The 18,483-nt window shown below is 75.6% G+C and carries 22 protein-coding genes; 15 read left to right on the top strand and 7 right to left on the bottom strand.

Annotation, left to right across the window (positions count from 1 at the left end):
- Positions 1-68 precede the first annotated feature (68 nt).
- From B5D80_RS13050 to B5D80_RS13060, 3 genes are all read left to right on the top strand, one after another.
- On the top strand, positions 69-770 hold the full coding sequence (locus B5D80_RS13050; RefSeq protein WP_088644119.1) for a FadR/GntR family transcriptional regulator: 702 nt from the start codon (positions 69-71) through the stop codon (positions 768-770).
- 100 nt (positions 771-870) lie between these two features.
- Positions 871-1,698, top strand: a complete 828-nt coding sequence (locus B5D80_RS13055; protein WP_088644120.1) for a sterol desaturase family protein — start codon at positions 871-873, stop codon at positions 1,696-1,698.
- Positions 1,695-2,432, top strand: coding sequence for a lysoplasmalogenase (locus B5D80_RS13060; protein ID WP_245854510.1), 738 nt, complete (start codon positions 1,695-1,697; stop codon positions 2,430-2,432). Before B5D80_RS13055 ends, B5D80_RS13060 begins: the two co-directional genes overlap by 4 nt.
- On the opposite strand, the gene B5D80_RS13065 is transcribed toward B5D80_RS13060, so the two are convergent.
- Positions 2,372-3,211, bottom strand: coding sequence for an ATP-grasp domain-containing protein (locus tag B5D80_RS13065; protein WP_088644121.1), 840 nt, complete (start codon positions 3,209-3,211; stop codon positions 2,372-2,374). The two genes, B5D80_RS13060 and B5D80_RS13065, sit on opposite strands and share 61 nt — an antisense overlap.
- Positions 3,212-3,416: 205 nt before the next feature.
- Here B5D80_RS13065 and B5D80_RS13070 point away from each other — a divergent pair, with 205 nt between their 5' ends.
- Entirely contained in the window at positions 3,417-3,716 is a 300-nt protein-coding gene (locus B5D80_RS13070; RefSeq protein WP_088644122.1) for a hypothetical protein, read from the top strand.
- A 128-nt stretch (positions 3,717-3,844) separates the two neighbouring features.
- On the opposite strand, the gene B5D80_RS13075 is transcribed toward B5D80_RS13070, so the two are convergent.
- Positions 3,845-4,879, bottom strand: coding sequence for an ABC transporter substrate-binding protein (locus tag B5D80_RS13075; RefSeq protein WP_088644123.1), 1,035 nt, complete (start codon positions 4,877-4,879; stop codon positions 3,845-3,847).
- 154 nt (positions 4,880-5,033) lie between these two features.
- On the opposite strand from B5D80_RS13075, the gene B5D80_RS13080 reads away from it, so the two are divergent.
- Genes B5D80_RS13080 through B5D80_RS13090 form a run of 3 tightly spaced genes read left to right on the top strand, consistent with a single transcriptional unit; the run spans position 5,034 to position 7,910 of the window.
- Positions 5,034-6,023, top strand: a complete 990-nt coding sequence (locus B5D80_RS13080; RefSeq protein WP_425437204.1) for a FecCD family ABC transporter permease — start codon at positions 5,034-5,036, stop codon at positions 6,021-6,023.
- 35 nt (positions 6,024-6,058) lie between these two features.
- Positions 6,059-7,084 (top strand): FecCD family ABC transporter permease, encoded by a 1,026-nt coding sequence (locus tag B5D80_RS13085; protein ID WP_088644196.1) that lies wholly within the window; start codon positions 6,059-6,061, stop codon positions 7,082-7,084.
- 37 nt (positions 7,085-7,121) lie between these two features.
- Entirely contained in the window at positions 7,122-7,910 is a 789-nt protein-coding gene (locus tag B5D80_RS13090; protein WP_211291480.1) for an ABC transporter ATP-binding protein, read from the top strand.
- Here the strand turns inward: B5D80_RS13090 and B5D80_RS13095 are convergent.
- From B5D80_RS13095 to B5D80_RS13105, 3 genes are read right to left on the bottom strand one after another with little or no spacing between them, the layout of a single operon-like run.
- Positions 7,883-8,437, bottom strand: a complete 555-nt coding sequence (locus B5D80_RS13095) for a GerMN domain-containing protein (RefSeq protein WP_088644126.1) — start codon at positions 8,435-8,437, stop codon at positions 7,883-7,885. The genes B5D80_RS13090 and B5D80_RS13095 overlap by 28 nt on opposite strands.
- Entirely contained in the window at positions 8,434-9,789 is a 1,356-nt protein-coding gene (locus B5D80_RS13100) for a sensor histidine kinase (protein ID WP_088644127.1), read from the bottom strand. Before B5D80_RS13100 ends, B5D80_RS13095 begins: the two co-directional genes overlap by 4 nt.
- Entirely contained in the window at positions 9,786-10,472 is a 687-nt protein-coding gene (locus tag B5D80_RS13105; protein WP_088644128.1) for a response regulator transcription factor, read from the bottom strand. The genes B5D80_RS13100 and B5D80_RS13105 overlap by 4 nt, the downstream gene beginning before the upstream one ends.
- A 150-nt stretch (positions 10,473-10,622) precedes the next feature.
- Here B5D80_RS13105 and B5D80_RS13110 point away from each other — a divergent pair, with 150 nt between their 5' ends.
- From B5D80_RS13110 to B5D80_RS13125, 4 genes are all read left to right on the top strand, one after another.
- Positions 10,623-11,021, top strand: a complete 399-nt coding sequence (locus B5D80_RS13110) for an STAS domain-containing protein (RefSeq protein WP_088644129.1) — start codon at positions 10,623-10,625, stop codon at positions 11,019-11,021.
- Complete coding sequence (locus B5D80_RS13115) at positions 11,018-11,287, top strand: GlsB/YeaQ/YmgE family stress response membrane protein (protein WP_088644130.1); 270 nt, start codon at positions 11,018-11,020, stop codon at positions 11,285-11,287. The genes B5D80_RS13110 and B5D80_RS13115 overlap by 4 nt, the downstream gene beginning before the upstream one ends.
- 105 nt (positions 11,288-11,392) lie before the next feature.
- Positions 11,393-12,001: an STAS domain-containing protein gene (locus tag B5D80_RS13120; RefSeq protein WP_088644131.1), complete on the top strand. Its 609-nt coding sequence runs from the start codon at positions 11,393-11,395 to the stop codon at positions 11,999-12,001.
- Positions 11,995-12,282 (top strand): BON domain-containing protein, encoded by a 288-nt coding sequence (locus B5D80_RS13125; RefSeq protein WP_088644132.1) that lies wholly within the window; start codon positions 11,995-11,997, stop codon positions 12,280-12,282. Before B5D80_RS13120 ends, B5D80_RS13125 begins: the two co-directional genes overlap by 7 nt.
- A gap of 34 nt (positions 12,283-12,316) precedes the next feature.
- On the opposite strand, the gene B5D80_RS13130 is transcribed toward B5D80_RS13125, so the two are convergent.
- Complete coding sequence (locus B5D80_RS13130) at positions 12,317-14,005, bottom strand: sulfatase-like hydrolase/transferase (protein ID WP_088644133.1); 1,689 nt, start codon at positions 14,003-14,005, stop codon at positions 12,317-12,319.
- Positions 14,006-14,173: 168 nt separating this feature from the next.
- A complete protein-coding gene (locus B5D80_RS13135) occupies positions 14,174-15,013 on the bottom strand; it encodes a CDP-alcohol phosphatidyltransferase family protein (protein ID WP_088644134.1) in 840 nt (279 codons plus the stop codon).
- A gap of 95 nt (positions 15,014-15,108) precedes the next feature.
- On the opposite strand from B5D80_RS13135, the gene B5D80_RS13140 reads away from it, so the two are divergent.
- The 4 genes from B5D80_RS13140 to B5D80_RS13155 are packed head-to-tail and all read left to right on the top strand — an operon-like array spanning position 15,109 to position 18,481.
- Positions 15,109-16,104: a zinc-dependent alcohol dehydrogenase gene (locus B5D80_RS13140; RefSeq protein WP_088644135.1), complete on the top strand. Its 996-nt coding sequence runs from the start codon at positions 15,109-15,111 to the stop codon at positions 16,102-16,104.
- Positions 16,092-16,490, top strand: a complete 399-nt coding sequence (locus B5D80_RS13145) for a 6-pyruvoyl trahydropterin synthase family protein (RefSeq protein ID WP_088644136.1) — start codon at positions 16,092-16,094, stop codon at positions 16,488-16,490. The genes B5D80_RS13140 and B5D80_RS13145 overlap by 13 nt, the downstream gene beginning before the upstream one ends.
- A gap of 3 nt (positions 16,491-16,493) precedes the next feature.
- Complete coding sequence (locus B5D80_RS13150) at positions 16,494-17,528, top strand: glycosyltransferase family 4 protein (RefSeq protein ID WP_088644137.1); 1,035 nt, start codon at positions 16,494-16,496, stop codon at positions 17,526-17,528.
- Positions 17,525-18,481: a class I SAM-dependent methyltransferase gene (locus B5D80_RS13155; RefSeq protein ID WP_245854511.1), complete on the top strand. Its 957-nt coding sequence runs from the start codon at positions 17,525-17,527 to the stop codon at positions 18,479-18,481. Before B5D80_RS13150 ends, B5D80_RS13155 begins: the two co-directional genes overlap by 4 nt.
- Positions 18,482-18,483 lie beyond the last annotated feature (2 nt).

The raw sequence follows: 18,483 nt of genomic DNA on the forward strand, positions 1-18,483 counted from the left end.
GCCGTTTCTTTCGACCCGACTGGTCCAACCAGTTGACGGGTTGACCGGCAAGCCGCCAGACTGCTGCCGTGACCTTCGTCCCGGTGCCCCGCAGCTCCGTCTCCGACCACGTCTTCGGCCAGCTCCGCGACGCCATCGTCAGCGGGCGGCACGCCCCGGGTGACCCGCTGCCCGGGGAACGCGAACTCGCCGCCGCGTTCGCGGTCAACCGGCACGCCGTACGGGAGGCGTTGCGCCGGCTCCAGCAGCTCGGGCTGCTGCGGGTCAGCCAGGGCGGGGTCACGCGGGTGCTGGACTGGCGGGTGCACGCCGGCCTCGACCTGGCCCTGTCCCTCGCCCAGTGCGGCGACGTGCTGCCGGTGGAGAACCTGGTCCGGGACATGCTGGAGATGCGCGCCTGCGTCGGTGTCGACGCGGCCCGACGGTGCGCCGTGCGGGCCGCCGGGCCGGTACGCCGGGTCGTCGTCGACACCGTGGAGCGGTTCGCCGCGCTCGCCCCGGACCTGTCCGCGATGGCCGAGGCGAACATCGTGCTGTGGCGGCACATCGTCACCGGCAGCGGCAACACCGCCTACCTGCTCTCCTTCAACAGCCTGGTGGCCGGGGCGCTGGCCGTCGGCGAGGTGCCGCCGTCCCGACGCGCGGCCGAACTGCTGGACGTCGCCGGGCACCGCCGGCTGGCCGCCGCGATCGCCGACGGCCGGGGCGACGACGCCGCGACCGAGGCGCACACCCTGCTCACCGCGTCCCTCACCAGCCCGACCGGCTGACCGGCCGGCGTCCCCCGCCGGTCGACCCGCACCACCCCACCCGCCGACCCGTCCCGGGCGTCCACCCCCGTCGCCCGTCCCCCGGAAGGGAACGTCGCGCATGATCCCCGCCGTGCTCTACGCCGTACCGGCGTTCCTGCTGCTCATCGCCGTCGAGGCGTGGTCGTACCGGTTCGCGCCGGACGACGACGAACGCGGCTACGAGCTGCGGGACACCACCACCAGCCTCACCATGGGCGCCGGCAGCCAACTGATCGGCTTCCCGTGGAAAATGCTCACCGTCGGCCTCTACGTCGCGCTGTGGACGGTCGCCCCGGTGCAGCTCTCCCCCACCAGCGTCGGCACCTGGGTGCTGCTGTTCGTCGCCGACGACCTGGCCTACTACTGGTTCCACCGCACCCACCACGAGGTGCGCCTGTTCTGGGCCAGCCACGTGGTGCACCACTCCAGCACCCACTTCAACCTCTCCACCGCGCTGCGGCAGAGCTGGACGCCGATGACCTCGCTGCCGTTCTGGCTGCCGCTGGCGCTGCTCGGCATCCCACCCTGGATGATCTTCCTCCAGCAGTCGGTCAGCCTGCTGTACCAGTTCTTCCTGCACACCGAGCGGATCGACCGGCTGCCCCAGCCGGTGGAGTGGGTCTTCAACACCCCGTCGCACCACCGGGTGCACCACGGCGCGAACCGCGAGTACCTGGACCGCAACTACGGCGGCATCCTGATCGTCTGGGACCGCCTCTTCGGCAGTTTCGCCCCCGAGGACACCGCGGTCCGGTACGGGCTGACGACGAACATCGGCACCTACAACCCGCTGCGGGTGGCCACCCACGAGTACGCCGCGATCTGGGCCGACGTCCGGCGGGCCGGTTCGTGGCGGCACCGGCTCGGGCACGTCCTCGGCCGTCCCGGCTGGCAGCCCGCCCGATGAACAGCACCCGAGCCGGCCTGGGCCGGCCGGCGTCCGGCGTGGTCGGCCGGTGGTGGCTCGGGTTGTTCGGGCTGGCCGCCGCCGTCGAGCTGACCGGGGTCGCCCTCGACGCGCCGGCCGTGCAGTGGGCGGCCAAGCCGCTGCTCGCCCCGCTGCTGCTCGGCTGGCTGCTCGCCGCAGGCCGGCGGTGGGACCCGGTGGCGACCGGGCTGGTCTGCGCGACCGCCGGTGACGTGGCGTTGCTGGTGCCCGGCAGCACCGCGTTCCTGCTCGGGATGGGGTGCTTCCTCGGCACCCAGGTGGCGTTCCTGACCGCGTTCCTGCGGCACCGGCGGCCACCCGCGCCGGCCGTGGCCGGCTACCTGGCGATGTGGGTGGCGGGCAACGCGCTGCTCTGGGGCCGGCTGGGTGACCTGCGGCTGCCGGTGCTCGGATACAGCCTGGCGTTGACCCTGATGGCCGCCGCCGGGTGGGGGGTGTCCCGGCGGGTGGCCGCCGGTGGCGCGCTGTTCCTCCTGTCCGACCTGCTGATCGGGGTCGAGGCGACGGGTGTCCGGCTGCCCGGCCACGGGCTGTGGGTGATGACCACCTACCTCGCCGCCCTGCTGCTGATCACCACCGGCTGGGCGGGCCGCCGGCAGCACCGGATCGGGCCGCCCCGCGTCGACCCGGCTCAGCCGAGGGCGGCGACCAGCGACTCCGGTGCCACCGTGGACGGTCGGTCGCTGACCTGACCGTCGCCGATCTCCACCAGCCGCCACCGGCCGTCGGCCCGCCAGGCCAGGTCGGCGGTGACGAAGGGCAGGTCGAGCGCCGTCACCACGGCGGCCAGCGGCCCGAGGTCCACCGGCACGTCGGGCAGTTCCGTCGGGGTGTCCGGGTGCGGGCCGGTGAGCACGCAGTGGCCGCCCACCCACCAGGTGCGGATCTCGACGCCGGCGAGGGGTTCGAAGCGGCGCAGCACGAACCCACCGGCGAAGTCGTCGTCACGCAACGCGCGGAGCCGGGTCGCGACCCGCCAGGCGGCGTCGCCGTCGGTCAGCTCCGGCACGAAGCACGCCTCGTGCCAGTGGTGCTTGGCGGATTTGGTCCAGTCCCGCAGCACCGCCGGACCGCTGCCCAGCGCGGTACGGGCGCGGTCGAAGTCGGCCCGGTCGACGCCCACCGTCCAGCGGGACTCCGGGGTGAGCGCCGCCGCCGTGGCGTACCACCCGGGCAGTTCGTGGGCGCGGCGGTACCGGTCGGCGTCGGTGCGCAGGGTGACCTGCCGGGCGCGCAGCGCCTCGGCGAAGCCCGCGTACCGGGCGGTGGAGAGCATCCAGCCCCGGTAGACCGCGTCGCCTGCGGCGGGCACCCCGGCGACCGCCCGGGTGACGTCCCGCCCCGACGCGAGGGCGTCGTGGTCGACGACGGCGACCGGGTGCCCGGCCTCCCGGGCGGCCTGCGCCTCCGGCGCGAAGTGCGGGTCCGGTCGACGGGGACGCAGCGGGTCGGCGGGGACGATCAACAGCATGCCCGCATCCTCCCCCGGTCGGCCCGCCCGCAACCATCGTCTTTTCCCGCGAACGCGGCACACGGATTTACCCGGAATGGGGGCACGAACGGTCACGCCGTCGGACAGTTCCGCAGCGTGGCGGTGGTCATCCGCACCCGGGGCGGTTGGTTTCGCTTGCGCGCGGGGTGGAGACTCTTCTTCGGTACCGACAAAGGGGGAGACCGTGTCCGACACCGACCGCCCGCAGCGACATACCCGAGCCGCCGTTCCCGCCGGGGTGACCGATCCGCTCCTGTGGCGGATGGCCCTCGACGTGATCGACGCGCACCATCCCGACCAGGGCGGGCGTTGCGACAACCTGCTCTGCGAACACCAGGAGTGGCCCTGCGACGCCGCGCGCAACGCCCACCGGGCGCTGACCATGGCCGGCGACGTGACGACCGGCGACGTCGACGACCGCCGCACCGTACGGGAGCAGCCCGGTCGATCCGCGCGGCGCACGCGAACCGTCGAGGCGGCCTGAACCGTCGATCGCCGTCCCCCTCGCCCCCGGCGGCTGGCGCACCGGGCCGGTGAGGGGGACGCGACCTGTCTTCTCCCCGTCCCGCCTCCGGACCGTGCCGGTGGGCTGCCGAAGACCTGACCCGGCAGTCAGCCGAGGCGCTTGGCGGAACGGATCGCGGTGGCCAGGTTCTCCAGCAGCGGGGCCGCGCCCGCGTACGAGAAGCGGGGCACCGCGTCCCACGGGGTGACCTGGTTGGCCTTGACGGCGGGGAGCTGCGCCCAGGTGGGCTTGGCCGCGAGGTCCTTGGGCTGCAACGCGGTGGATCGGTTGTCCAGCAGGATCAGGTCGGCCGGGAACTTGCCGGCGTTCTCCCAGCTCAGCGCCTCGAAGTAGTCGCCGGCCTCCAGCTTGGTCGGCACCACGATGTCCACGCCCAACTCGGCGAAGTACATCAGGTCGGTGCTGACCTTCGGGTTGGAGACGTAGAACAGGTCGGGGCTGCCCGAGGAGGCCATCACCCGGATGCCCGGGTTGGCCCTGACCGCCGCCCGCACCTGCTCGGCGGCGGCCTCGAAGCGGGTCTTGGCCGCGGTGACCTTCGCGGCGGACAGGTCCGCGCCGAGCGAGCGGGCCAGTTCGGCGTACCGCTCGATCGGGCGGGTCATCGGGGTCCGCGCGGTGGCGATCGCCACGCTGGGCGCGAGCTGGAGGATCTTGTCCCGGCTCTCGTCCGGGACGTACCAGAGGGCGTCCGGGTCGTACATGTGGGTGACCAGCAGTTCGGGGCGCAGCGCGGCGTACTTCTCCACGTTGAACTCGCCCCAGACGTTGCCCAGCACGGTGACCTTGTCGACGTCGAGGTCACCGGCCTGCGGCTCGCGGGAGCCGTCGGTGCGGGTGGTCTCGCCGAACACCCCGACGAGCGCGGAGTCGAGTCCGAAGTCGACGAGCGCGGCGGCCACCCCGGTGAAGGCGACCACCCGGGTCGGCGCGGTGGCCGCCTCGACCTTGCGCTGACGGTCGTCGGTGAAACTCCACGGACCGGCCGGGGCGTTCCCGGCGGGCTTGGCCGGGTCGTCGCCCCCGCCACAGGCGGCGAGGAGGGCGGTCAGGGCCGCGCCGCCACCGGCGGCGAGCAGCCCCCGGCGGGAGAGGCGGGGGGAGGACGAGGAAGGCAGCATGCGACGTCTTTCGATCAGGTGCGGACCGTGACGACCCGCGACAGCACGTTAGGTTAACCTAACCTAAATCACTGTCAACCCGGCGCGCGCCGCTCTCGTCCCCCAGGAGCCGACACTGTCCGCCACCCTCTCCCCACCCACCGCTGCACCGGGCGTGGCACCGGACCGACGGCGCGTCGGCGTCCGGGCCGCCGGGCTCGGCGCGGGCCTGCTGCTGCTCGTCGCCGTGACGGTGCTCAGCATCGCCGTCGGCGCGAAACAGCTCACCCTCGCCGAGGTGTGGCACGGGCTGGTCTCCCCCGGCTCCCCCGAACACGCGGTGGTGCAGCAGATGCGGCTACCCCGGACCCTGCTCGGGCTGCTCGCCGGCGCGGCCCTCGGCACGGCCGGCGCCCTGATGCAGGCGCTCACCCGCAACCCGCTCGCCGACCCCGGCCTGCTCGGCATCAACGCCGGCGCGTCCGCCGCCGTGGCCACCGCCACCGCCCTGCTCGGCGTCGCCACGGTCCGGGGCTGGATCTGGTTCGCCCTGCTCGGAGCGGTGGTCGTCACGGTGGCGGTGCACGCCGTCGGCGGCGGCCGACAGGCCACCCCGGAACGGCTCGCGTTGGCCGGGGCCGCCCTCAACGCGGTGCTCTACTCGTTCGTCAGCGCGGTGATGCTGCTCGACGCGGCCTCGCTGGACCGGTTGCGGTTCTGGACGGTCGGTTCGCTGGCCACCGCCGACTTCACCACAGTCGCCACGGTGGCCCCGTTCATCCTGGCCGGGCTGCTGGTCGGGCTGGCCGGGGCCCGCCCGCTCAACGCCCTGGCCCTCGGCGACGACGCGGCCCGCGCGCTGGGCGCCAGCCCCGCCCTGGTCCGGGCCGGCACGGTCACCGCGGTCACCCTGCTCTGCGGCGCGGCCACCGCCGCCTGCGGCCCGATCGTCTTCGTCGGCCTGCTCGTCCCCCACCTGGTACGCGCGCTGACCGGCCCGGACCTGCGCTGGCTGCTGCCGTACGCGGCGGTGCTCGCCCCGGTGCTGCTGCTCGGCGCCGACGTGCTCGGCCGGGTCCTCGGCCGACCCGGGGAACTCCAGGTCGGCCTGGTCACCGCCGTACTCGGCGGCCCGCTGTTCCTGCGTCTGGTGGCCCGCCGGTGAGCCGCACCCGTCCTGCCGCCCCACCGCCCCGGCCGCTGGCACGGGCGGTCCGCATCGGCACCCGCTCGGTACGCTGGCGCGGCCGGAGCGTGACCGTCGGTCTGGTCGCCGCCGCCCTGACCGTCGTCCTCGGGGTGCTCGCCATCGGCGGCGGCGACTATCCGATGAGCACCGCCGACGTGCTGCGCACGCTGACCGGCGGCGGCACCGTCGCCGAGAACTTCATCGTCGGCGAACTGCGGCTGCCCCGGCTGGTGACCGCGCTCGGCGTCGGCGCTGCCCTCGCCCTGTCCGGCGCGATCCTCCAGTCGCTGGTCCGCAACCCGCTGGGCAGCCCCGACGTGCTCGGCGTCACCCAGGGCGCGTCGACCGGCGCGCTGATCGTGGTGGTGGCCGGTGGCGGCACCCTGCTGCTGTCCGGCGCGGCCCTGCTCGGCGGGCTCGCCACCGGCCTGCTGCTGTGGACGGTGGCCGGCCGGCACGGCGTGCACGGCTACCGGCTGGTGCTGGTCGGCATCGGCACCACGGCGATCCTCACCGGCGTCAACGGGTGGCTGCTCACCCGGGCCCCGCTGATGGACGCGGCGCGGGCCGTGCTCTGGCTCACCGGCAGCCTCGACGGGCGGGACTGGGCGCAGGCCGTCCCGCTGCTCGGCCTGCTGGCGCTGCTGACGCCGGTGGTCGCCGGCACCGCCCGCGCGCTGTCCCTGATCGAGCTGGGCGACGACACCGCCACCGCGCTCGGCGTGCCGGTGTCGCTGGTGCGGCAACTGCTGCTCGGCGCGGCGGTGCTGCTCGCCGCCGGGGCGGCGGCCGCCGCCGGACCGGTGTCCTTCGTGGCCCTGGTCGCGCCGCACCTGGCCCGCCGGCTCACCCGGGCACCCGGGCCGAACCTGGCCGCCGCCACCGGCACCGGTGCGGTGCTGCTGCTCGCCGCCGACCTGGCCGCCCAGCGGACCATCGAGGGCCACCAACTTCCCGTCGGGGTGGTCACCGGGTTGATCGGCGGGACCTACCTGGTGTGGCTGCTCGCCGCGCGCCGTCGCGCGGCACGGATCTGAGGAGGACGCGGTGACGAGTCGACTCGGCGGGGTCGGGATGACCCTGGCCTACGAGCGGCGGGTGGTGGCCCGGGACCTGACGGTGGCCGTGCCCGACCGGTCGTTCACGGTGGTGATCGGCCCCAACGCCTGCGGCAAGTCCACCCTGCTGCGGGCCCTGGCGCGGACGCTGCGGCCCACCGCCGGCACCGTGCTGCTCGACGGCCGGGACATCCACACGATGCGGTCCCGGGAGGTGGCCCGCACCCTCGGCCTGCTGCCGCAGTCGTCGGTCGCGCCGGAGGGCATCACCGTGGCCGACCTGGTCGCCCGGGGCCGCTACCCGCACCAGGGGCTGCTGCGGCAGTGGTCGACCGAGGACGAACGGGTGGTGGCCGAGTCGATGGCCGCCACCGGCGTCACCGAGCTGGCCGCACGACCCGTCGACGAACTCTCCGGCGGGCAGCGGCAGCGGGTCTGGATCGCGATGGCGCTGGCCCAGCAGACCTCCCTGCTGCTGCTCGACGAACCCACCACCTACCTGGACGTCGCGCACCAGATCGAGGTGCTCGACCTGTGCGCCCGGCTGCACGAGGAGCAGGGCCGTACCCTGGTCGCGGTACTGCACGACCTGCACCACGCCGCCCGCTGGGCCACCCACCTGATCGCCATGCGCGATGGCCGGGTGGTGGCCCAGGGCGACCCGCGTGAGGTGGTCACCGCCGCCCTCGTCGAGGAGGTGTTCGGGCTGCCCTGCCGGATCGTCGAGGACCCGGAGACGGGCACCCCGCTGGTCGTGCCCCGGGCCCGGCGCGGACGTCAGTCCGGGCCGGTGAGCGCCGGGTAGTCGGCGGCGGTCAGCGGCCCGGCCGACAGCGAGCCGTCGGCGCGGGGCACCTCCAGCGGCCGGCCGCGCAGCAGGAACGACACCCCGGTGACGTCGGGACGGCTGTCCAGGGTGCAGACGATCTGGCCGTAGGCGAGCACCTCGTCGCTGCGCCCGGACTCCTCCCCCGGCGGTTCCACCTCCACCTGGGCCCGCCCGTCGACCAGCCGGGCGCCGAGCACGTGCACCGCACCGGGCAGGGCGGTGCCGAAGCCGACCGCCCGTTCGGCCCGGGTGGGGCCGGCGAGCAGGCGGCGCAGGTGCCCGTCCACCCCGCCGGCCGTGTCGACCTGCCGGACCGTACGCACCAGTTGACCGCTGCGGACCAGGCAGAACGCCTGCTCCACCCGGCCGGGGGCGCTGCTCGCGGCCGGGGCGGCGGGCGGACCGAACGGCGGTTCGACCGAACGGGGCTGTTTGTCGGCCGGCACCCCGCAGCCGGCGAGCAGCAGCACCGCCACCAGCACCGCCACCAGCCGGCGGGTCACGGTCGGCTCCCCGGCAGCTCCACCCGGAACCGGGCGCCGCCGCCCGGCCGGTCGGACACGCTGGCCCGGCCGCCGTGGGCGGCGGCGTGCTGGGCGACCAGCGCCAGGCCCAGGCCGGTCCCGTCGCCGCCGGCCCGGTCGTGCGCGGCCCGGCCCCGGACGAACCGGTCGAAGACCACCTCCCGGTCGGCCACCGGCACCCCCGGGCCGGCGTCGTCGACCTCCACCACCCCCGTCCCGTCGGAGAGCCACAGCCGCACCGCGACCGGGCCGCCGCCGTAGCGGACCGCGTTGTCCAGCAGGTTGACCAGCAACTGCTCCACCCGCCGGGGGTCGACCGACCAGTGTCCCGGCGCGGGCGGCCCGGCCTCCACCAGCGCCCCGGGCAGGCCCCGTCCCCGGCACACGTCCCGGGCCAGCGCCGCCACGTCGACCTCCTCCCGCTGCGCCGGCCGGTCGCTGCGGGCCAGCTCGATCAGGTCGTTGACCAGCTGCTGGAACCGGGTGATCTCCTCGCTGACCAGGCCGGCGGCGGTGGCCGTGCGGTCGTCCAACCGGTCCCGCCGCCGGGACAGCACGCTCGCCGCCGCCGACAGCGTCTGCAACGGCGAGCGCAGCTCGTGGGCGACGTCGGCGGCGAACCGCCGGTCCCGCTCGATGCGGACCGCCACCTGGTCGGCCATCCGGTTGAACGAGGTGGAGAGCCGGGCCAGGTCCGGGTCGGTGCCGGGGGCGAGCCGGGCCGTCACGTCCCCCGCGGCGATCTTCTCGGCCGCGTCGGCCACCGCCGTCAACGGCCGCAGCCCGTGCCGGGTGGCGTACCAGCCCAGCGCCGCGCCGGAGCCGGCCACGGTGACCGCCACCACGGTCAACGCCAACGCCAGCACCTGGAAGGTCTGCTCCAGCTCCCGCAGCGAGGTGATCTCGTAGTAGCCGGTCGAGTCGGCCAGCGGCACCCCGACCAGCAGCGCCGGCTGGCCGTCGACCCGGACCCGCTGCACCGCCGGTTCCCCGTCGGCGACCATCGCCATCAGCCCGGCCGGCACCGCGCCCGAGGGCCCCTCGTCGGCGGTGCGGGCGTACCAGCGGCCGTCGCGGTGCACCAGGGCCCGACGGCTGCCCCCGGTGTCCAGGGTGCGCAGCACCTCGTAGACGTCCGGGGTGTCGGTGTCCAGGCCGGCCCGGACCACCGCCGCGTCGAAGTACGCCGCCCGCAGCGCCGTGCGTTCCCGCTCGTCGAGCAGCGACCGGCGCACCAGCTCGTAGGAGATCAGCGCCATCAGCGCCGACAGCAGCAGCGCCCCGATCGCGAACGCGGCGGTGACCCGGGCCCGCAGGCCGAGCCGCCTCATCGTTGCAGCTTGTAGCCGAGGCCCCGCAGGGTGACCAGGTGCCGGGGGTTCGCCGGATCGGCCTCGATCTTCTGCCGCAGCCGGCCCACGTGCACGTCGACCAGCCGCTCGTCGCCGGTCTCGTAACCCCACACCCGGCTGAGCAGCTGCTGGCGGGACAGCACCCGGCCGGCGTGCTCGGCCAGTTCGCAGAGCAACCGGAACTCGGTGCGGGTCACCGGCACCGGCCGCCCCGACCGGCGCACCTCGCCGGCCTCCGGGCTGATCTCCAACGGGCCGAAGACCAACACCGGCACCGCCGCCGCCGACGGTGCGACGGCGGTCCGGCCCCGCCGGCGCAACGCCCGCAACCGGGCCGAGAGTTCCTTGATGGCAACCGGCTTGACCAGGTAGTCGTCCGCGCCCGCCTCCAACGCGGCGACGATGTCGTGGGTGTCGTCGCGGGCGCTGACCACCACGATCGGCACGTCGTCGTCGCGGCGCAACTGCCTGATGCACTCGAACCCGTCCAGGCCGGGCAGCATCAGGTCGACCAGGACGTAGTCGGCGGTGTCCTGCCGCTGCGCCCGCAGCCCCTCCTCCGCCGTGGCCGCCCCGCGCGCCAGGTAGCCCTCGTCCTCCAGGGCCAGCAGCAGCGCCAGACGGATCCGGTCGTCGTCCTCGATCACCAGTACGCCCGCCATCGGGAAATCGTGCCCGGTACGCGCCGACGATGACGAACGGGGCACGGCCAACGCGGGATTTGTCACGCAACTGACATACGTCCGCGCGGCGGTCGCCAACCTCGCCCCGGAGGCTGGGGCCGGACAGCGCGCGTGGAAGGAGGCCGAGTCGTGGGAGCGTCCCGCCCGGAGTGCACCGTACCGCTGGTGGAGGTGTGCGTCACCGACGACCTGGACCTGGCCGCGCTGGCCCGGTCCCGGCAGGTCTTCGACCGGCTCGTCGCGCTGCGCCCGGCCCACGTGGTGGTGGACCTGTCCGAGTGCCGGCACCTCGACGCCGCCGCGATCGGGCTGCTGCTCGACGTGCACCGTGAACTGGCCCGCCACGGTGGCGTGCTGACCCTGCGGGACCCCAGCGCCCGGGCGTTGCGCGTGCTGAGCGCCGCCCGGGTGTCCCGGGTGCTGCCGATGGTCACCACCCCACGGGCCCTGCGGGTGGACGGCGGGCAGGTCCCGTCCGCCGCCCACCGGCAGCCCGCCCTGGGCCGGGTCCGGGAGCACAGCCGATGAGCCTGCCCGGGATCGTCGCCGCCGTCGTCGTCGGGCTCGTCATCGGCACGCTGGGACGGCTCGTCGTCGGCGGCCGTACGCAGGTCCCGCTCTGGCTCACCCTCGCCGTCGGCCTGGTCGCCGCGCTGCTCGGCACCATCGTGAGCCGGCTGGTCGGCATCGACAGCGACGGTTTCACCCTGCGGCAGCTGATCGTGCAGGTCGGCCTGGCCGGGGTCGCCGTGGCGCTGGTCGTCGGCACCGCCGGCGGCCGTACCGAGCCCTGACCCACCGGAACCGGTCGTGGTCCGGCGCGCGGGGTCTCCGGTCGACCACCGCGCACCGGGCCACGACCACCGGACCGCCACGGCCGTCCTCGAGGAGGAGATCCGATGACCGTCGTACCGGACGAACCGCTGATGACGCTGATCTGTGACAGCTGCGGGACGGTGGCGAGCGGCCCGGCCTGCGTCCTGCCCGACGCCGAGGTGGTCTGGACGTTCGTCGCCGAGCAGGGCTGGACCGGTTCGCCGTTCGCCACCGGGCCGCACCGCTGCCCCCGTTGCGAACTGACCCCCGAACCGGGCCCGGCACCGGCACGTGCCCCGCGCCGCGCCGATCCCCTCGGGGTGCTGGGCGTCGAGCACCTCGACGAGGTCGCGGTCGTCACCGCCGCCGGTGACCTGGACCTCGCCACCGGCGACGCCCTGCACGGCGCGTTGACCGAGGCGGTCGGGGCCGACCGGCACGTGGTGGTCGACCTGGTCCGGGTGCACCTGATCGACTCCACCGCGCTCGGGGAGCTGGTCCGGGCCCGGCAGGACGCCCGGCAGCGTGACCGGCGGCTCAGCCTCGCCGGGCCGTCCCGGTTCGTGCGCACCGTGCTGCACACCATGCGGCTGGACCGGGTGTTCCCGGTCTTCGACACCCGCCGGGCGGCGGTGGACTGGTCCCGGTCCCCGGCGACCGATCGGCCCCGGGAGAGGAGCACGGCATGGTGATGCCGTGGCCGCTGCCCGACGACAGCTGGTTCCGTCCCGAGCCCGACCCGCCCGGCCCGCCCGGGGAGGACGTCCGGCTGGCCGCCGAGGTGGCGTACCGGATCGTCGGCGGGGTCGGCCTGCGGGCCCGGCGGATCACCGTCACCGTGCAGAACCGGGTGGCGATCCTCGGCGGGGTCGCCCCCGACGTGGACGCCCGGCAGCTCGCCGGTCAGGTCGCCTGGCAGGTGCCCGGCGTGGTCGACGTGTGCAACGCGGTCAGGTTGGCCGCGAAACGCTGACCGTCCGGCGTCGCCGGACGGTCGGCGCGGCACCTCAGCGCGGCGCGGCGACGTGGGCGGGTGGTTGCGGGCCGAAGGCGGCGAGGAACCGGTCGCGGAACGTGTCCATCGGCCACACCGGGGCGTCCGGCCCGGGACGCAGCCCCTCGTGCCAGCCCCAGCCGGACACCCGGGCCAGCACCGCCGGGTCGCGGGCGAGCACGGTGATCGGCACGTCCCGGCTCGCGTTCGGGCCGGTGACCAGCGGGGACGGCTGGTGGTCGCCGAGGAAGACCAGCACCGTGTCGTCGTCGCCGTACGTCTCGACGTAGGAGATCAGGCTGTTCAGCGAGTACTCGACGGCCCGGCGGTAGCCGGTGCGCACCTCGGTGGCGCTGCGCCCCACCACGTCCTTCGGGTTGAACGCCACCGACGTCGGCCGGCGGTAGATCGAGCCGTCCCCGACGTGCTCCCAGTCGAGCATCCGGGGGATCGCCGCCCACGGGGAGTGGCTGGAGACCAGCGGGATCTGCGCCATGATCGGGGCGTGGCCGGGGGTCCGCTCCCGGCGCTGGAAGGTGGCCAGGGTGTACTGGTCGGGCATCGGGGCGTAGCTGAACTGCGGGCCCCGGTAGTCCAGCCCCGCCGCGTCATGGTAGCGGTCGTAGCCGAAGAACGCCCCCTGCGGCCAGGGCGAGGTGGCCGCCGGCATCACCCCGACGGTCTGCCAGCCGGCCCGCCGGAACGCCTTGTTGAGGGTCAACCGGTCGCTGGCGAGCAGGCTGTCGTGCCGCTGCTGGTTGTCGATCCACAGCCCGGACAGCAGCGTGTCGTGGGCCAGCCAGCTCCCCCCGCCGGAGGTGGGTGAGGTGAGGAAGCCGCTGCGGGCGGTGAACCCGGCGGCGGCCAGCCGCTTCGTGCCCCCGTCGAGCACCGCGCCGACCCCGTCGGCGAACTCCGGGTCCTCGACGGCGTCGCGGCCGTAGCTCTCCACGAAGGCCAGCACCACGTCCTTGCCGCGCAGCGCGGTGAGCAGCTGGTCGCCCGGGGTGTCCCGGTAGGCGTCCCGGGTCACCTGGTCGGCGAACTCCCGCCGGTCGCGCAGGCCCGCACCGGCCTGGCCGACGTGCTGCCCGACCAGGGTCGCGGTGCCCGAGTCGGCGACCGGCACCCCGAGCGTCGCGGCGACCACCCAGACGGCGGTCAGGCCGGCCACCGCCCGGACGGCGGTCCGGCGGTGCCCGGTCGTCAGCCGGGTCAGCCGCAGCACCGACCGGGTGGTGAGCACCAGCAGGGCGACCACCAGGGCGACCAGGGCGACGGCGGCGGCGACCGCGCCGCCGGTGCCCACCGAGTCGGTGACGAAGGCGTAGCCGTCGTCCAGCAGCACCCAGTCGAGGACCAGGTCGAACGGGCGGGCGAAGCTGGCCGACATGCCCAGGTCGAGCACCTTGACCACGGCGACCAGACCCAGCGCCACCCCGAACGCCACCGCGACCGGCCGGCGGGCCCGGCCGGGCAGCGCCAACAGCAGGGCGGCGGCGACCAGCGCCTCGACCGGCACCCGCAGGAACGCCATCGGGGTGAGCTGGTCGAACCGGCCCGGTGCGGTCAGCACCGCGAGGACCAGCAGCCCGGCCAGCACGGTGGTCACCCGCCCGGCGACCGTACGCCACCGTCCCCGGCCCGCCCCGGCCCCGGCCGTCGGGGTCGGCTCGGCGGCCGCGTCCGGCCCGGCCGCCACGGCGGACCCGGCGGCCTCGGAAGGCCCCGCGGCCCCGGAAGGCCCGGCGGGCTCCGCTGGCTCCGCGGGCTCGGCTGCCGTGCTCGGGCGACGCAGGCGTGACAACAACGACACTCCGGATGGTCCTTCCTGGGGAGGGTCCCGGCGCGGCCGGGTCGGCGGGCCGGCTCAGACCGGCTGGTGGGCGGCGAACGGCCGGTCGGTGACCGGGTCGGCCCGGGGCCGCACCGATGGTACGGACGGCAACGCCACGACCGACGGCAGCAGCGGGACCGGGATCGACGTGCCGGCAGTCGGCGCGACCGCCCGGGTGGGCCGGGTCGACCGGTGCCACCACAACCAGCCGACGTCGTGGCCGAACGACTCGACCAGCAGCGCCAACGCCACCGCCGCCAGCACAGCGGTCACCGGCCGGGCCAGCACGTCGGCGGCGACGACGAGCAGCAGCACCCCCTGGGTGGCGGCGACCACCTTGCGCCAGAAGCGCGGCGGCAGGGCCCCCCGCATCCAGGGCAGCAGCCAGCCGGCGACGACGAAGGCGTACCGCAGGCCGCCGATGGCCAGCACCCACGGTCCCACCACCGGCGTCACCTGGACGCTGAGCACCAGGATGAGGAACGCGTCGACCTCCATGTCGAAGCGCGCGCCGAGCGTGCTGGCCGTGCCGGTGCGCCGGGCCACCCAGCCGTCCACCGCGTCCAGGGCCAGCGCCACCGCCGTCATCGGCACCAGCACCGAAAGCGGGGTGGGGCCGGAGAAGCCGGTGACGACCAGGGCGGTCACCCCACCGACCAGCACCCCCCGGGCGAGCGTCACCCGGTCCGCCGGCCCGAGCCGGTCGACGCCCCGACGACGCAGGCCACGCTGCAACGCGACGCAGGTGACCACGCCGTACCCGAGGCCGGCCAGCCAACCGGCGACGTCGAGCCCGACGGTCGCGGCCAGCCCGGCCAGCAGGACGGTCTGTGCGGTCAGGCCGAGCACCGGACCGGTTCGAACCCTGGACACCCTGCCTCCGTGTTTATGATCGACGACCTCGGCAGTGGGTACGCAGGACGCGGCCGTTTCGTTCGGTTCCGCCGGCAGAAGAGGAGAAAACCCGCGTGATCCACGATGCCCGGGCCTTCTGGCTCCGCTCCCCCGGCGTCGGTGAGCTGCGGCCGGTGACCCTGCCCACGCCCGGCCCCGACGAGGTGCTGGTCCGCAGCCGCTACTCCGGGGTGAGCCGCGGCACCGAGACGCTGGTGTTCACCGGCAGTGTGCCACCGGGCCAGTACACGGCGATGCGCGCCCCGTTCCAGGAGGGCGACTTCCCCGCCCCGGTCAAGTACGGCTACCTCAGCGTCGGGGTGGTCGAGGCCGGCCCGGCGGCACTGCGTGGCCGGACGGTGTTCTGCCTGTACCCGCACCAGAGCGCGTACGTGGTGCCGGCGTCGGCGGTGACCCCGGTGCCGGACGACGTGCCGGCGGCCCGCGCGGTGCTCGCCGGCACGGTGGAGACGGCGGTCAACGCGCTGTGGGACGCCGCGCCGCTGGTCGGCGACCGGGTCAGCGTGGTCGGCGGCGGCATGGTGGGGTGCAGCGTGGCGGCCCTGCTGGCCCGCTTCCCCGGGGTACGGGTGGAACTGGTCGACGCCGATCCGGCGCGGGCGGCGGTCGCGGAGGCACTGGGGGTCGACTTCGCCCTGCCTGCGGCGGCGACCGGCGGCCGGGACCTGGTGGTGCACGCCAGCGCCACCGCCGCCGGGTTGCAGCGCAGCCTCGACCTGCTCGCCCCGGAGGGCACCGTGGTCGAGTTGAGCTGGTACGGCGACCGGCCGGTGGAGCTGTCGCTGGGCGGGGCGTTCCACGCCGGCCGGTTGACGATCCGCAGCAGCCAGGTCGGCACGGTCTCCCCGGCACGGGCGTCCCGGCGGGACTTCGCCGACCGGCTGACGCTCGCCCTGGAGCTGCTCGCCGACCCGGTGTTCGACGCGCTGCTGACCGGGCGGTCCCGCTTCGCGGAGCTGCCGGCGGTGCTCGCCCGGCTGGCCTCGGGGGAACTCCCCGCGCTGTGCCATCTGATCAGCTACGACGAGGAGACGCCGTGTTCAGCGTGACCGTACGGGACCACATCATGATCGCCCACAGCTTCCGGGGGGAGGTGTTCGGGCCGGCGCAGAAGCTGCACGGGGCGACCTTCGTCGTGGACGCCACCTTCCGCCGCGCCGAGCTGGACGACGACGGCATCGTGGTGGACATCGGCCGGGCGACCGACGAGCTGAAGGCGGTGCTGGCCGAGTTGACCTACCGCAACCTCGACGACGAGCCGGCGTTCGCCGGGCAGAACACCACCACCGAGGTGCTGTGCCGGACCGTCGCCGACCGGCTCGCCGACCGGGTGCACGCCGGTGGGCTGGGCGCGGGCGCCCGGGAGCTGGCCGGGATCACGGTCACCCTGCACGAGTCACACATCGCCTGGGCCAGCTACGAGCGGTCGTTGTAGCCCGTGCGGGCGGTGCACGTCGTCCTGCCCGGCGACATCGACGACCCGGCCACCCCCAGCGGCGGCAACGCGTACGACAGGCGGGTCTGCGCCGGTCTCGGGGCGGCCGGCTGGACGGTGCGCGAACACGGCGTACCCGGGGACTGGCCGCACCCCGACGAGGCGGCGCGGGCGCGGCTGGCCGGGCTGCTCGCGGCCCTGCCGGACGGGGTGCCGGTGCTCTACGACGGCCTGGTCGCCTCGACCGTGCCGGAGCTGCTGGCGGCGCAGGCCGGCCGGCTGCGCCAGGTGGTGCTGGTGCACATGCCGCTGGGCGACGACGCCGAGGCCCGCGCCCTGCCGCTGGCCGACGCGCTCGTCACCACCAGCGGCTGGACCCGGGAGCTGCTGCTGGCCCGGCACCGGATCGACCCGGCCCGGGTGACGGTGGCCGTCCCGGGGGTCGACCCGGCCGAGGTCGCCCCCGGCACGGCCGCCGGCACCGGGCTGCTCTGCGTCGCGGCGGTCACCCCGGTCAAGGGGCACGACGTGCTGGTCGACGCCCTGACCGGGCTGGTCGACAGGCCGTGGACGCTGGACTGCGTGGGCGCGCTGGACCGCGATCCGGCCTTCGTGGCCGGGCTGCGGGGGCGGGTGGAGCGGGCCGGGCTGGCCGGGCGGGTGCGCTGGCACGGGCCGGTGTCCGGGCCGGCGCTGGACGCGGCGTACGCGGGGGCGGATCTGCTGGTCCTGCCGTCGCGGGCCGAGACGTACGGGATGGTGGTGGTCGAGGCCCTGGCCCGGGGGGTTCCGGTGCTCGGCAGCACGGTCGGCGGGGTGCCGGAGGCGCTGGGCCGGGCCGGTGACGGTGCCGCGCCCGGGGTGCTGGTGCCGCCGGGTGACCCGGTGGCGCTGGCCGGTGCGCTGCGCCGCTGGCTGCACTCGGCCGACCTGCGGGACCGGCTGCGCCACGCGGCCCGGGGCCGGCGGGCCGGCCTGCCCGGGTGGGCGGCCACCGTGACGATCGTCTCCCAGGTGCTGGACGGAGTGAGGACATGACCGCGTACGCCACCGGACCGTTCGCCGACTGGCTGCGGCTGCGGGAACCCGCCGACGCCGACGCCCGCAGCGGGGAACTGGTCGACCTGCTCCGCGCCCGGCTCACCGGCACCGGGCCGGCCACCGGTGCCGGTGGGATCGGCGGGCCGGCCGCCGGTGCCGGTGCGCCGGGCCTGACGCCGGCCGGTGAGGGCGGGCCCGGGATGCTGGTGACCGGGTCCTCGTCGGTCACGTCGCTGCGTGGGGACCGGCCGTGGGTGGTGCACGACCTGGGCAGCGGCACCGGGTCGATGCCGCGCTGGCTGGCCCCGCTGCTACCCGGCCCGCAGCGTTGGGTGCTGCACGACCGGGACCCGGGGCTGCTGGAGCGGGCCGGCGCGGCGGTGCCGGTGGCCGCCGACGGCAGCCAGGTGCGGGTGCTCACCCGGCAGGGCGACATCACCCGGCTGACCCCCGCCGACCTGGCCGACGCGGACCTGGTCACCGCGTCGGCGCTGCTGGACATGCTCACCGCCGACGAGATCGCCCGGATCGTGGCGGCCTGCGCGGGCGTCGGCTGCCCGAGCCTGTTCGTGCTCTCGGTGGTCGGCCGGGTCCGATTCGACCCCGCCGACCCGCTGGACGCCGAGATCGCCGCCGCCTTCGACGCCCACCAGCGGCGTACGGTCGACGGCCGGATGCTGCTCGGCCCGGACGCCGCCGCGGTGGCCGCCGCCGAGTTCGCCCGGCACGGGATGCCGGTGACCGTGCGGCCGAGCCCGTGGCGGCTCGGGCCGCAGCGGGCGGCGCTGATCGTGGAGTGGTTCGACGGCTGGCTGGGGGCGGCCGTCGAGCAGCGGCCCGACCTGGCCGACCGGACGGCCGGGTACGCCCGGTGGCGGCGGGCCGAGGCGGCGGCCGGCCGGCTCACCGTCACCGTCGGCCACGACGACCTGCTCGCCGGGGTGGAATGAAC

The organism is Micromonospora wenchangensis (genome assembly GCF_002210435.1).
GTDB classification, from domain to species: domain Bacteria; phylum Actinomycetota; class Actinomycetes; order Mycobacteriales; family Micromonosporaceae; genus Micromonospora; species Micromonospora wenchangensis.

Bases quoted from the DNA above. Each gene is read 5' to 3' on its own strand.
- B5D80_RS13055 (WP_088644120.1), top strand. From the start codon at position 871: ATGATCCCCGCCGTGCTCTACGCCGTACCGGCGTTCCTGCTGCTCATC.
- B5D80_RS13060 (WP_245854510.1), top strand. From the start codon at position 1,695: ATGAACAGCACCCGAGCCGGCCTGGGCCGGCCGGCGTCCGGCGTGGTC.
- B5D80_RS13065 (WP_088644121.1), bottom strand. From the start codon at position 3,211: ATGCTGTTGATCGTCCCCGCCGACCCGCTGCGTCCCCGTCGACCGGAC.
- B5D80_RS13075 (WP_088644123.1), bottom strand. From the start codon at position 4,879: ATGCTGCCTTCCTCGTCCTCCCCCCGCCTCTCCCGCCGGGGGCTGCTC.
- B5D80_RS13090 (WP_211291480.1), top strand. From the start codon at position 7,122: ATGACCCTGGCCTACGAGCGGCGGGTGGTGGCCCGGGACCTGACGGTG.
- B5D80_RS13100 (WP_088644127.1), bottom strand. From the start codon at position 9,789: ATGAGGCGGCTCGGCCTGCGGGCCCGGGTCACCGCCGCGTTCGCGATC.
- B5D80_RS13105 (WP_088644128.1), bottom strand. From the start codon at position 10,472: ATGGCGGGCGTACTGGTGATCGAGGACGACGACCGGATCCGTCTGGCG.
- B5D80_RS13115 (WP_088644130.1), top strand. From the start codon at position 11,018: ATGAGCCTGCCCGGGATCGTCGCCGCCGTCGTCGTCGGGCTCGTCATC.
- B5D80_RS13120 (WP_088644131.1), top strand. From the start codon at position 11,393: ATGACCGTCGTACCGGACGAACCGCTGATGACGCTGATCTGTGACAGC.
- B5D80_RS13125 (WP_088644132.1), top strand. From the start codon at position 11,995: ATGGTGATGCCGTGGCCGCTGCCCGACGACAGCTGGTTCCGTCCCGAG.
- B5D80_RS13155 (WP_245854511.1), top strand. From the start codon at position 17,525: ATGACCGCGTACGCCACCGGACCGTTCGCCGACTGGCTGCGGCTGCGG.